General features: G+C 43.5%; 12 protein-coding genes. 1 reads left to right on the plus strand and 11 read right to left on the minus strand.

Annotation, left to right across the window (positions count from 1 at the left end; translation table 11 throughout):
* The 6 genes from WKI42_RS07480 to WKI42_RS07505 all read right to left on the minus strand — a co-directional run.
* Positions 1-563 (minus strand): glycosyltransferase family 2 protein (locus tag WKI42_RS07480; RefSeq protein ID WP_368081585.1); only part of this gene is annotated, 563 nt, incomplete at its 3' end.
* Positions 547-1,566, minus strand: coding sequence for a UDP-glucose 4-epimerase GalE (gene galE / locus WKI42_RS07485; RefSeq protein ID WP_368081586.1), 1,020 nt, complete (start codon positions 1,564-1,566; stop codon positions 547-549). The genes galE and WKI42_RS07480, both read right to left, overlap by 17 nt.
* A 99-nt stretch (positions 1,567-1,665) precedes the next feature.
* Positions 1,666-2,769 carry an FAD-dependent oxidoreductase gene (locus tag WKI42_RS07490; protein WP_368081587.1) on the minus strand — a complete coding sequence of 368 codons (1,104 nt, stop codon included), beginning with the start codon at positions 2,767-2,769 and terminating at the stop codon, positions 1,666-1,668.
* A 16-nt stretch (positions 2,770-2,785) separates the two neighbouring features.
* On the minus strand, positions 2,786-3,583 hold the full coding sequence (locus tag WKI42_RS07495) for a Nif3-like dinuclear metal center hexameric protein (protein WP_368081588.1): 798 nt from the start codon (positions 3,581-3,583) through the stop codon (positions 2,786-2,788).
* Entirely contained in the window at positions 3,570-4,247 is a 678-nt protein-coding gene (locus WKI42_RS07500; protein ID WP_368081589.1) for a tRNA (adenine(22)-N(1))-methyltransferase TrmK, read from the minus strand. Before WKI42_RS07500 ends, WKI42_RS07495 begins: the two co-directional genes overlap by 14 nt.
* 101 nt (positions 4,248-4,348) lie before the next feature.
* Positions 4,349-6,685 carry a cation-translocating P-type ATPase gene (locus WKI42_RS07505; RefSeq protein WP_368081596.1) on the minus strand — a complete coding sequence of 779 codons (2,337 nt, stop codon included), beginning with the start codon at positions 6,683-6,685 and terminating at the stop codon, positions 4,349-4,351.
* A gap of 132 nt (positions 6,686-6,817) precedes the next feature.
* On the opposite strand from WKI42_RS07505, the gene WKI42_RS07510 reads away from it, so the two are divergent.
* Entirely contained in the window at positions 6,818-7,567 is a 750-nt protein-coding gene (locus WKI42_RS07510) for a 1-acyl-sn-glycerol-3-phosphate acyltransferase (protein ID WP_368081590.1), read from the plus strand.
* A 43-nt stretch (positions 7,568-7,610) separates the two neighbouring features.
* On the opposite strand, the gene WKI42_RS07515 is transcribed toward WKI42_RS07510, so the two are convergent.
* From WKI42_RS07515 to WKI42_RS07535, 5 genes are all read right to left on the minus strand, one after another.
* Positions 7,611-8,303, minus strand: coding sequence for an alpha/beta hydrolase-fold protein (locus tag WKI42_RS07515; protein WP_368081591.1), 693 nt, complete (start codon positions 8,301-8,303; stop codon positions 7,611-7,613).
* Positions 8,284-9,294: an ABC transporter substrate-binding protein gene (locus tag WKI42_RS07520; protein ID WP_368081592.1), complete on the minus strand. Its 1,011-nt coding sequence runs from the start codon at positions 9,292-9,294 to the stop codon at positions 8,284-8,286. The genes WKI42_RS07515 and WKI42_RS07520 overlap by 20 nt, the downstream gene beginning before the upstream one ends.
* Before the next feature lie 19 nt (positions 9,295-9,313).
* A complete protein-coding gene (locus WKI42_RS07525) occupies positions 9,314-10,069 on the minus strand; it encodes an ABC transporter ATP-binding protein (RefSeq protein WP_368081593.1) in 756 nt (251 codons plus the stop codon).
* 1 nt (position 10,070) lies between these two features.
* A complete protein-coding gene (locus tag WKI42_RS07530) occupies positions 10,071-11,117 on the minus strand; it encodes an iron ABC transporter permease (RefSeq protein WP_368081594.1) in 1,047 nt (348 codons plus the stop codon).
* Between the two features lie 236 nt (positions 11,118-11,353).
* Positions 11,354-11,695 (minus strand): cadmium resistance transporter (locus WKI42_RS07535; RefSeq protein ID WP_368081595.1); only part of this gene is annotated, 342 nt, incomplete at its 5' end.

The following is an 11,695-nucleotide window of genomic DNA, read 5'->3' on the forward strand; positions in this document are numbered from 1 at the left end:
AGTCCCTTAGAAAAACGATTGGACTCAGTCAAGCTTAAAATGGCATCGACCACAGTTCTTCTCATCATACGAAAGTCACGAACACCAGAGGGCAGGGCTACTGGGCTGATTTTTTTCATAAGGCGGTAAAAGAGATCAGCACAGAAACTGCGAAAGAAGGGTTCCCCCTCCCGACTGGTTCTCCGTGTTCCTACGCAGTCCAAATCTTCATTTTGGTCTAGTAAGTTTTTCATCTCAAGCAGCATACTAGGAGGATCCTGGAGGTCTGCATCCATCACCACCACCAAATCTCCTGTCGCATATTGCAATCCTGCATAAAGAGCTGCTTCTTTTCCAAAATTTCGAGAGAAAGAAATATAATGCACTGCCGGATTTTGTTCCCGATAGGCCTTTAAGAGTTCCAAGGTTCCATCACTTGATCCATCGTCGACAAAGACATACTCGATTTCTGTTTCCAAATCTGGAAGTAAAGCTTCCAAAGCCTGATAAAAAAGAGGAAGTACTTCCTCTTCGTTTAAACAGGGGACAATGATTGACATCACCATCTTAGTCTTCAAATCCATTTGGATGCTTGCTTTGCCAACGCCATGCGTCTTCACACATTTGGGTGATGCCGAGTTCTGCTTCCCAGCCGAGTTCTGCTTTGGCTTTTGCAGGATCTGAATAGCAGGCTGCGATATCCCCTGGGCGACGGTCTACGATGCGGTAAGGAATTGGACGTCCCACCGCTTTTTCCATATTTTGGATAATTTCAAGAACTGAGTAGCCTTTACCTGTCCCAAGGTTATAAATGTTTAGACCTGAACCTTTTTGGATTTTTTTCAGAGCTGCGACGTGACCTTTAGCCAAGTCAACAACGTGGATATAATCACGAACACCAGTTCCATCTTCCGTATCGTAATCGTCTCCAAACACTTGCACTTGCTCTAATTTTCCAACGGCTACTTGAGTCACATATGGCAAGAGATTGTTTGGAATACCGTTTGGATTTTCTCCCAAATCACCACTCTCATGGGCTCCGATTGGGTTGAAGTAACGAAGCAAGACCACATTCCATTCTGAGTCTGCCTTGTAAATATCCGTCAAAATTTCCTCTAGCATAAGCTTAGTACGACCGTATGGGTTAGTCACTGAAAGTGGGAAATCTTCCAAGATGGGTACTGTGTGCGGATCTCCGTAAACTGTCGCAGAAGAACTGAAAATGATGTTTTTACAGTTGGCTTCTTCCATAACTTTCAAAAGGCTAACAGTTCCTGCGATATTGTTGTCATAATAGGCAAGAGGGATACGGGTTGATTCGCCAACAGCCTTCAAACCAGCAAAGTGAATGACACCTGTTGGTTCTTCTTGTTCGAAAATGTCACGAAGAGTATCTGTATCACGGATATCAGCCTCATAAAAAGGAATCTCAACTCCTGTAATTCTCTCAACAACTTCTAAACTTTTACGGTTGCTGTTAACAAGGTTATCCACCACAACAACCTGATGACCTGCTTGGATTAACTCAATAACAGTGTGGGTCCCGATAAAACCTGCCCCACCCGTTACCAAAATCTTTTCTTGCATCTTCTTTCCTCGATTCTCGGATTTTTTCTTATTTTACCATTTTTGATAGGGAATGTCATTTGCCATCCTAGAAGCTAAGCTAAAATTTCAGTAAAATATTTATTCGCTTTTTAGTCGTTTGACATAGTTTTCAATTGGGTAGTTTTCAGGGTCCAAGATCAACTCCTTGTCTTTGACCAATTGAGCTAGGTGGTAACCAATGATAGGACCCGTTGTGAGGCCTGATGAACCTAGTCCACTAGCAGCATAGACACCTGCTAAGCCAGGTACTTGCCCAAAGAAAGGTGAGAAATCACTGGTATAGGCACGGATTCCCACACGCTCAGCTCTTGAAGTCGCTACTGCCAAGATTGGATAGCGAGGCAAGGCTGCCTCCTCCATTTGTTGGAGTAAGGTTTCATCTACCGTCAAATCAAATCCCATGTCATTTTCATGGGTAGCGCCTAGGGATAATTTCCCACCTGCAAAAGGAATCAAATCCCACTCCCCTTCTGGCATAACAACAGGGTAAGCTGCCATGTCTTGGGCAAGCTGATAATCTCGGAGTTGTCCTTTCTGAGGACGAACATCTACTTCATAACCTAAAGGCTCTAACAGGTGTCCCAACCAAGCTCCCGTCGCCAAAATAACCTGATCAAACACCTCTTCGCCAATCTGGTAGCCTGATGCTAAAGGTGTCAGGGTCACTTTTTCTTTGACCAGCTTGACATGACTGGCTTCCAGCAAACGAGTTACTAAAAGTTGGCCATCTACTCTCGCTCCACCAGAAGCATAGAGCAGGTGGTCAAATCCCTGCAAACCAGGGAATAATTCATTAGCGGATGCTGGGTCCAGAATGGCTAATTGCCCTATCAAAGGAGATTCTTCTCTGCGCTGGAGGGCCAGTTGATAGAGTTCTTCCAACTTAGTTTCATCCCTTTTCAGGAGAAAGACTCCCGAACGCTGGTAAAAGTCGATTTCTTGCCCTGAATTCTCTAAATCAGCTAATAAATCCACATAAAAATCCGCCCCCAAGCGCGCCATCTTGTACCAGGCTTTATTACGGCGTTTGGAAAACCAAGGACTGATAATTCCTGCTGCGGCCTTGGTAGCCTGACCTTGTCCATGGTCAAAGACGGTTACTTCTAAATCACTTTCTTTCGAGAGGTAGTAGGCAGCTGTTGCCCCCACAATTCCTGCTCCAATAATGGCAACTTTTTTCATTATCTTCACCTTCTAACTAGATATGGTGGAAAGGATTGGTCGATGCTTGACTAGGTACAATATCGATTGTCCAGCCTTTTTCCTCTTTCCATTGAGTAAGGAGTGCTGCGATTTTTTCCACAAAAAGCACTTCAATATAGTGACCTGGGTCCAATGCTAGCAAGCCATCAGACAGCATATCCTGGGCAGTGTGGTAGTAGATGTCACCAGTGATATAGACATCCGCTCCTTTAGCTAAAGCATCCTTATAGAAAGGCTGCCCGCTACCACCACAGATGGCCACTCTTGAAATAGGCTTCTGTAAATCAGTCTCTTGATAATGCACCAATCGAAGGCTATCTAGGCCAAAGACTTGCTTGACCTGTTGGGCCAATTCCCAAAATGTCTGAGGCTGAATATTCCCAATACGACCAATTCCACGTTCAGGGCCAGTTTCCTGCAGATAAGTCGTTTCCTCGATGCCTAGCATCTGACAGAACCAGTCATTGAGGCCATTTTCAACGATGTCAATATTGGTATGGCTGACATAAACTGCGATGTCATGCTTTATCAGATCAATGTAAATCTGATTTTGCGGACGGCTAGCTACCAAGTCCTTGATGGGACGGAAAATCGGCGCGTGCTTGACAATAATCAAGTCCACACCCTTTTCAATGGCTTCAGCCACCGTTTCTTCACGAATATCCAGAGCCACCATGACTCTTTGGATATCCTTGTCCAAAGTTCCAATTTGCAGGCCACGACTGTCTCCCTCCATTGAAAATTCCTGAGGGCAAAAGGCTTCATACGCGTTAATCACTTCACTTGCTAACATGGAGCACCTCCTTGATGGCTTGAATCTTATCTACTAGAACTTGACGTTCTTCCAAATTTTTTTCTGGGATTTGTCCGAGGGCAAACTCTAGCTTAACAGCTTCTTTTTGCCATTTTTGGACAAAGACTGGACTGACCTCTTTGCACAAGAAAGGTCCAAAGCGAACATCACTGGCTGATAGCTTCATTTGACCTGCTTCCACCACCAAAATCTCGTAAAACTTGTCAGCTTCTTCTAAGATGCTTTCAGCTACAATCTGAAAACCATGCTCCTGTAGCCAGATACGCAAGTCGTCTTCACGATTATTGGGTTGAAGGATCAAACGCTCTACATTAGCTAACTTGTCCAAGCCTTCTTCTAATATAGTGGCAATCAAACGACCGCCCATACCAGCAATGGTAATGACCGATACCTGATCTGCCTCATCAAAGGCTGCCAAGCCATTGGCTAAACGGACTTGGATTTTCTCCTTTAGGCCGTGAGCCTCAACATTTTTGACTGCAGATTGGTAGGGACCTTCCACAACCTCACCTGCAATGGCACTTTTGATTTGTCCTCTTTCGACCAACTCGATAGGCAGATAAGCATGGTCACTTCCCACATCTAGTAAAATAGCCCCCTGTGGCACAAAGGAAGCCACCAATTCTAATCTCTTTGAAATCATCTTCTCTCACTTTCCAAAACTCTATTACTTCTTATTATACCACATTTCGGCTGGCAATCTTGTACCTAAAAAGACCGCAATCCACAGATTGCAGCCTTTCTTTATTTTCTAGCTTGATAACGACTGGTTAGAATGAAAATCACGGTAAAGACCAACATCATGGCTCCATAAACAGGTAGTGTTTGTCCTGCCAAGGTCGAAATTTCAAGCAGTTTCTGGATCCTTGGGAAGAGAGCTGTGGCTAGGAAGCCTCCTACTGACCAAACAATCAAGAGGACACGCCATAGGGTAAATGGCATGCAGGCTCTAAATACGGATAAGAAACCAATTGACCCCAAGAGATAATAGAGTAGAGTTGAGATTTCTAACTCAGACCAACCTTGGCTACTTCCAAATATTTTCACAAAAAGAACGCTGAACACAACCATGAGAGCACTTGGTAGAGCACGAAGCATGGATCTTCTGAGGAAATTTGGCTCAACAGGTTTGATATTTCGCTCAAAAGTCAGAACGAATGGTGGGAAACCTTCCACAAACTGGTCAATCATGGTAATCTGGATCGGAATGAAGGGGAAAATGAAGATCCACTCAGACCGTCCCAGAAGAGCACTGGCGATACAGATAACTGCGAGCAAGAAAGAATAGATGGTCTTTATCAAGAAAATAGGGGCGATGTGAGCAATGTTATTGACCACACGACGACCTTCAAAGAGAATCTCAGGAACATCATTAAAGTCAGAGTTCAAGAGAACCAAATTGGCAATCTGACGTGTCGCAGGATCTCCCTCAGCCATCACGATAGAGCAATCCGCCTCACGAAGGGCCAGAATATCATTAACCCCATCCCCTGTCATAGCCGTTGTATGACCCGCTTTTTTCAGCGTTTGGATGATGAGTTTCTTTTGATGAGGGGAAACACGGCCGAAAATAGCTGTCTCTTCAGCCATAGCAATCAATTCCTCATCCTCGATTTTCGAGCAATCTACATAGCTGTGGTAGTCCGCAAAACCAGCCTTCTGGGCAATACTGGATACCGTAACTGGATTGTCACCAGAGATAATCTTGAGCCCCACTTCCTGAGAACGGAGATAGTCCAGCGTCTCTGCTGCTCCCTCTCGAATGGGGTCCAATATTTCCAGCAAGGCTAGAGCCTGAATATCAGATGGTTTCTGTGGTTTGTGGTGGTCTAATTTTTCCTGACTGAGAGCTAAGACCAAGACACGTGACCCTCTCTCCAAGGCCTCTCTGGCTTCGGGGACCTCAAAATCCAGCAACATCTCAGGCGCCCCTAAGAAAACTGTTCCCAAGCCTTCTAACTCCATGGCACCCCACTTGCGGTCGCTTGAGAAGGGGAGATTGGAAATCATAGGGTAGGCTACCTGACCTTGGAAACGCTGGCGAATGGCTTGGGCAGTTGGATTTTTATCCTCACTATGGGCCATATAGCTGGTCAGGATACTGGCAATAGTCTCTTCACCATAAGTTGCCGTCAGCGGAAGAACAGCCTCCACCTGCATCTTTCCTTGGGTGATGGTACCCGTCTTGTCCAAACAGAGCATGTCCACGCGCGCCAAGGTCTCAACAGAGTACATCTCCTGAACCAAGACCTTTTTCAAGCCCAGCTTGATCACTGCAGTCAAGAGCGAAGTAATGGTCAAAAGGGCAATTCCCTTGGGCAACATTCCCAGAAGGGCTGTCGACGAATTTACAACGGACGACTTAAGAGGTAAGCCTTTTAAAATCAAAGCTTCTAGCAAGAGAGCCAGACCAAAAGGAATGATAATCTTCCCAGTAAAACCAGCTAGCTTGTCCAGCGATTTCATGATACGAGAGTTGATTGGTTTAACGGTCTTGGCTTCCAGCATGAGCTTGGCAGCATAGTTGTCTGCACCGACATGGTGAACTTGAGCTAAAACTGCCCCACTGGCTAGGAAACTTCCGGACAAAAGCAAGGCGTCAACTTCCTTTTGCACCAAATCACTCTCACCTGTTAACATGGCTTCATTGACTTCCGCAAAGCCTTCCAAAACCAAAGCATCACTAGGAATCTGCTCTCCTGCAGACAAACGAATGACATCTCCTAACACCAATTCTTCAGGATTCAGAGCCACTTCCTGGCCATCACGAATGGTTTTGACCTTTTCCTTGGTCATGAGATTGAGCTTGTCCACCATGTGTTTAGCCCGTAGCTCGGTCACAATTCCAGAAAAAGCGTTAAAGCAGATAACAGCAAAGAAGACCAGATTGCTCCAAGCCTGCACAAAGGCTAGTGCCAAAGCAATGGCAAAGTTTAAAGCGTTAAAAAGGGTAAAGACATTTCGTTTAACGATTTGCCAAGTGCTGGTACTGGCCGAAGCAGTAAAATCATTGACCAAGCCCTTAGCCTGTCTTTCCTTGACTTCTCTTTGGGTTAATCCCATAATCTTATTTTTATCCATAAATTCTATCATATCATTTTTTCTAAAAGAATTCTAATCTCACCCCAAATATGCATCTAGTCAAAGGAAAAGTTTGCCAGCCCTCCTTTGATAAGGTATAATAATAACAAGAAAAGAATCGAAGGAGATCGCATGTTTTATACTTATTTACGTGGATTGGTTGTCTTGCTCCTATGGTCCATCAATGGCAATGCCCACTATCATAATACTGATAAAATTCCTAATCAAGATGAAAATTATATTCTGGTTGCCCCTCACCGTACCTGGTGGGATCCTGTTTACATGGCCTTTGCGACCAAGCCAAAACAATTTATCTTTATGGCCAAAAAAGAACTCTTTGCCAACCGTATCTTTGGTTGGTGGATTCGTATGTGTGGTGCCTTTCCTATCGACCGTGAAAATCCTAGCGCTTCTGCCATCAAATATCCTATCAATGTTCTTAAAAAAAGTGATCGCTCTCTCATCATGTTTCCAAGTGGGAGCCGTCACTCAAACGATGTCAAGGGTGGCGTAGCTCTGATTGCCAAAATGGCCAAGGTCCGTATCATGCCGGTTACCTACACAGGTCCTATGACCTTGAAAGGCTTGGTTAGCCGTGAGCGTGTCGATATGAACTTTGGAAATCCAATCGATATCTCAGATATCAAGAAAATGAATGATGAAGGCATTGAAACAGTCGCCAATCGTATCCAAGCAGAATTTCAACGTCTGGACGACGAAACGAAACAATGGCACAATGATAAAAAACCAAACCCACTCTGGTGGCTTATCCGCATACCTGCCCTCATCCTTGCGATTGTCCTCGCTATCCTAACTATCATCTTTAGCTTCATCGCGAGCTTCGTATGGAATCCAGATAGAAAGAGAGAAAACCTTGGTTAAACAAATACAAGAACCCCTTGGCAAAAGCCAAGGGATAATCCTTTTACTTGATTTTCCATTTTTGGGCCAACCAGCTGGAAAAAGCTAGAAATCGCTCAGCTACTTGTTCATGGTGTCCATAAGGATCAAAGACAAACTGGCCGTTCGGATAGCATTTCTGAAGACTGGTATGGATCTGCTCAGCATAGGCTGGTGCTTGAGCCAAGCGATTAGTATGGTGTGCTCCTTCTGTTTGACCATTCTGTAAATACAGCAAGCAGTCCAAATTTCTCACCTTTTCTTCCCTGCAATAAGTCGTAAAATCAGGATACCAAAAGGAACCGCAGATAGAGAAGATACAGGAGACCTTATCAAAACGGAAAAGACTGTATACTGCTGTCAAACCACCTAGTGAGTAACCTCCATAGGCAAGGCGATTTTTGTCCAGGCGATAAAGCGACTGCAACTTGTCTAAAAGACCACCAAATAAATGACCATGATAGGCGTTGACCTGACCTCCAAAATCTGGAGCTCCATCTCTCAGAGCAGCTGCCTTCCATGGAGTGTAGTCATCTAGGCGATTTTTAGAGGTCAAGCCCACTAAAATCACAGATTCTGAAAGGGACGATAGGAAATCCAAGTTTCCATCATTCAATAAAATAGCCGGATAGGTTTGATTGGGGTCGTAGTTAGAGGGAAGGCTGATTTTAACTTGAATTCCTTCCCAATCAAACTCATTATTTATTGATAAAGTCATTGATTTTCTCAAGGGAATCAATCACTGCTGGACCATAATCCATCAATTCATCGTAAGAGATGGTCATGATTTTTTGATTCTTAATAGCAGGAACGCTTTCCAAAACAGCATTTGCCTTCATCAACTCTACTGCTTTTTCATCCAATTTTTTATTGCGGTCACTGGTTACATAGATAATCAATTCAGGATCCATTGACACGAGATTTTCCAAGGTCAAGCCTGATGTCCCCGTAGCAACGTTTGTATAACCAAGTTGGTTCAGCAAACTTTCTTGCAAAGCAGACTTGTAGGCACCAAAGGTTTGATCATTATAAGCAACCATAATCAAAGCCTTTTTCTTTTCACCTTGACTTGCTGGATTTGCTTTCTTAACAACGTCAATTTTAGTTTGTAATTGGGCTGCGTATTCATTAGCCTTGTCCTGAACATTAAAAATCATTCCCAGATTTTTGACATCTTCTACGATATTCCCCAAATCTTGCTGAATTGTTGAGAGAGAAGCTTTTTGTGTATAGACTGGGATTTTGTTTTCATTCCAAGTGCTAACTGTCCCCAAGGATTTTTCAGAAAACATCATATTTCGACCCATCACAGCGTCTGGCTCATAAGAAAGGACTGTCTCTTGTGAGACTGTTTTTTTATCCCCAATTTGAGGAATAGTCGCAATCGCATCCTTGTATTTGTCCGTCACAGCATTGTCTGGATTGAGCATGCCAACAATTTTATCCTTCAACCCCAACTCCAATAAGATTTCAGTGGTTGAAAGATTGTTTGTGATAACTTTTTCAGGTGCCTTGTCAAAAACTTGTTCGACTTCATTTCCCTTAGCATCATAGGTTTTGATAGTTAGCGGATAAGTCGTCTCTGCGTTAGCCTTTTGACTTGTTTCTGCGCTTGATTGTGTGGTAGCTTTTTCTGTAGTAGTGTTACCACAAGCTGCCAGGGTTAGGGTAGCTACTGTTACCAGTAAAATGCTTAGTGTTTTTTTCATCTTATTTTCCTTTTCATTTTTATAAATAGTGAATCATGGCTTGCTGATCCTCGGTCCAAGTCACCTGACTTTGAACTCCATATACAGTTTGCAATGACTCAGGGGTGATGGTCTCCTTTGGAGTCCCTTGGTACAGGATTTCCCCCTCTTTCATCAGATAGAGATAATCCGAATAGCGACAAGCAAGTTGAATATCATGCAGGACAGCTAGAACATTGACCTTGTGCTCCTTCACAATGGCCAACAAGTCTAACTGATACTTGATATCCAGGTGATTGGTTGGTTCGTCTAGGAGTAAGAGAGTCGGTTCTTGCGCCAAGGCGCGGGCTAGTAAGACTCGCTGTTTCTCTCCCCCTGATAAGGACGAATAGAGACGAGTTTTCTTCTCAAGCATATCCACCTTAACGAGGGCATCATGAACGAGTGTAAAATCTCTTTCCCTTTCCTTCTGTAAAAAAGAGAGGTGGGGAGTTCTTCCCAGCAAGACGATTTCTTCAACTGTACAATCAAACTGCAGCTGGTTAAACTGGGTCACAACTGCCATTTGCTTGGCTGTTTCTTTGAGCGTCCATTGTTCCAGAGGCTTTCCATCTAGGCTTATCAAGCCTTTGTCCGCCTTTTCCTGACGATAGAGGAGTTTAAGTAGACTGGTTTTTCCACTTCCATTTGGTCCTAATATCGTGTGAAATTGATGCCCTTCAACCTTAAGAGAGACTCCCTTGAGGATTTTTTTCTCTCCTAGTCCAAAATGGATATCTTGACAAATCAAGTCCATATCAGACCCTCACCTCCCTTCGCCTACCTCCAACAATGTAGATAAAGAAGGGAGCACCTACCAAGGCTGTGAAAATACCAATAGGAAGCTCTGCGTTTGGAATGATGATACGAGAGAGTACGTCTGCCCAAATGACAAAGAGGGCACCTAGCAAGGTTGCAACAGGAAAAAGCCTCTTGTAATTCGTTCCTACTAACCCTCGAGCTAAATGTGGAGTAATCAGACCGACAAATCCAATAATCCCACAGGTTGCCACTAAGACTGCTGTTAGCACAGCCACCATGGTCACATAAAGATACCAATAAAAGCGTAAGGGAATTCCCAAAGTTAAAGCAGCCTCATCTCCCATCATCATCGCATTGAAAACACGATACTGAGTAGAGAAAAATAGAAAGGCCATTCCTACTACTATAGTTGGCAGGACCAAGTCTGCCCAGGAAGTCCCAGCGAGCGAGCCCATGGTCCAAAACTTAATGGTCATCACACTATCCGCATTAGCGCCAACTGAGATAATAAAGTTGGAAAAAGCCAGAAAGAGAGCATTGACCACCGTTCCTGATAAAATCAGGCTAGAAGTTGTCATCCTTCCCTGCATAGAGGCTATGATGAGGACAGCAATTGTTGCCAAAATAGCTCCAAGAAAAGCTCCAAGGCTAATCATCACTTTTAAACCAAGAATGATGCTTAGGGTTGCTCCTAGAGTTGCACCCGCAGATATTCCTAAGACATAAGGCTCTGCGATGGGATTGTTCACTGTAGACTGCATCACACTACCACACATAGAAAGGCCTGCTCCTACTATCAGACCTAACAATACTCGAGGGAATCTCATGTTCCATACAATGGCAAGAGTGGACTTGGAAACCTCTCCTATCTCAAGAGGAAACCCCAACCTGCTCAAAATAATCCGATAGGTATCTCCTAGATGAATCGCAACGGATCCCATTGAAACAGCTAAAAAGAGGGAAATTCCTAAAACACCTAGTAAAATACCTAAAAGCAATACAAATTTCAGGTCTTGTCGGCTTCCAGAAAATTTGGAAAGCATGCAAACCTCCTTTGACAGAATATTAAAAATTTAGAAAATTCTCATGAAAAAGTATACCATATTTTCAACAATGGAACAAGATGAGAACAAATGAATATAGTTGGTTTTATTGTGCTAGGAACCGTAACCGAAGATTATACTTGAGTATATCGAGATAAGGTGACAACATAAAAAGCCCTCTGAAAATCAGAGAGCCAATTTGAGCTCGGGATAAAATCCTAGTGAAACAAAAAAATCTACACGGTCAGAAAAGTCTCTATCGTGCCATTTTCATACATGATGTATAGTCCAAGTAGAATGAATACTAAGGGCACAATGATTCGCTCGTATTTTTCAATTGTCTCGAATATTAAGGGAATAGAGGATAACACCCGACTAATCTCGCATAAGATAATTATGCCGATTACAAACACAAGCAAGGCCACGAGGGTCTGTGACCAATCTAATGAAGCAAAATAAGGTATATAGATACCTAAATTATCTCCGCCAGACGCAATTGTTAGCAATGTAACTGTCCAAAACAGTTGATTTGCCTTGCTTTGTTCTAATCTTTCAATAATTTCTTCCTCTTCTTCCTC

This window comes from Streptococcus pseudopneumoniae, from assembly GCF_038148935.1.
Taxonomy (GTDB): Bacteria; Bacillota; Bacilli; order Lactobacillales; family Streptococcaceae; genus Streptococcus; species Streptococcus pseudopneumoniae_U.

Coding starts and splice junctions, on each gene's coding strand:
- galE (WP_368081586.1), bottom strand. CDS start 1,566: ATGCAAGAAAAGATTTTGGTAACGGGTGGGGCAGGTTTTATCGGGACC.
- WKI42_RS07490 (WP_368081587.1), bottom strand. CDS start 2,769: ATGAAAAAAGTTGCCATTATTGGAGCAGGAATTGTGGGGGCAACAGCT.
- WKI42_RS07495 (WP_368081588.1), bottom strand. CDS start 3,583: ATGTTAGCAAGTGAAGTGATTAACGCGTATGAAGCCTTTTGCCCTCAG.
- WKI42_RS07500 (WP_368081589.1), bottom strand. CDS start 4,247: ATGATTTCAAAGAGATTAGAATTGGTGGCTTCCTTTGTGCCACAGGGG.
- WKI42_RS07505 (WP_368081596.1), bottom strand. CDS start 6,685: ATGGATAAAAATAAGATTATGGGATTAACCCAAAGAGAAGTCAAGGAA.
- WKI42_RS07510 (WP_368081590.1), top strand. CDS start 6,818: ATGTTTTATACTTATTTACGTGGATTGGTTGTCTTGCTCCTATGGTCC.
- WKI42_RS07515 (WP_368081591.1), bottom strand. CDS start 8,303: ATGACTTTATCAATAAATAATGAGTTTGATTGGGAAGGAATTCAAGTT.
- WKI42_RS07520 (WP_368081592.1), bottom strand. CDS start 9,294: ATGAAAAAAACACTAAGCATTTTACTGGTAACAGTAGCTACCCTAACC.
- WKI42_RS07525 (WP_368081593.1), bottom strand. CDS start 10,069: ATGGACTTGATTTGTCAAGATATCCATTTTGGACTAGGAGAGAAAAAA.
- WKI42_RS07530 (WP_368081594.1), bottom strand. CDS start 11,117: ATGCTTTCCAAATTTTCTGGAAGCCGACAAGACCTGAAATTTGTATTG.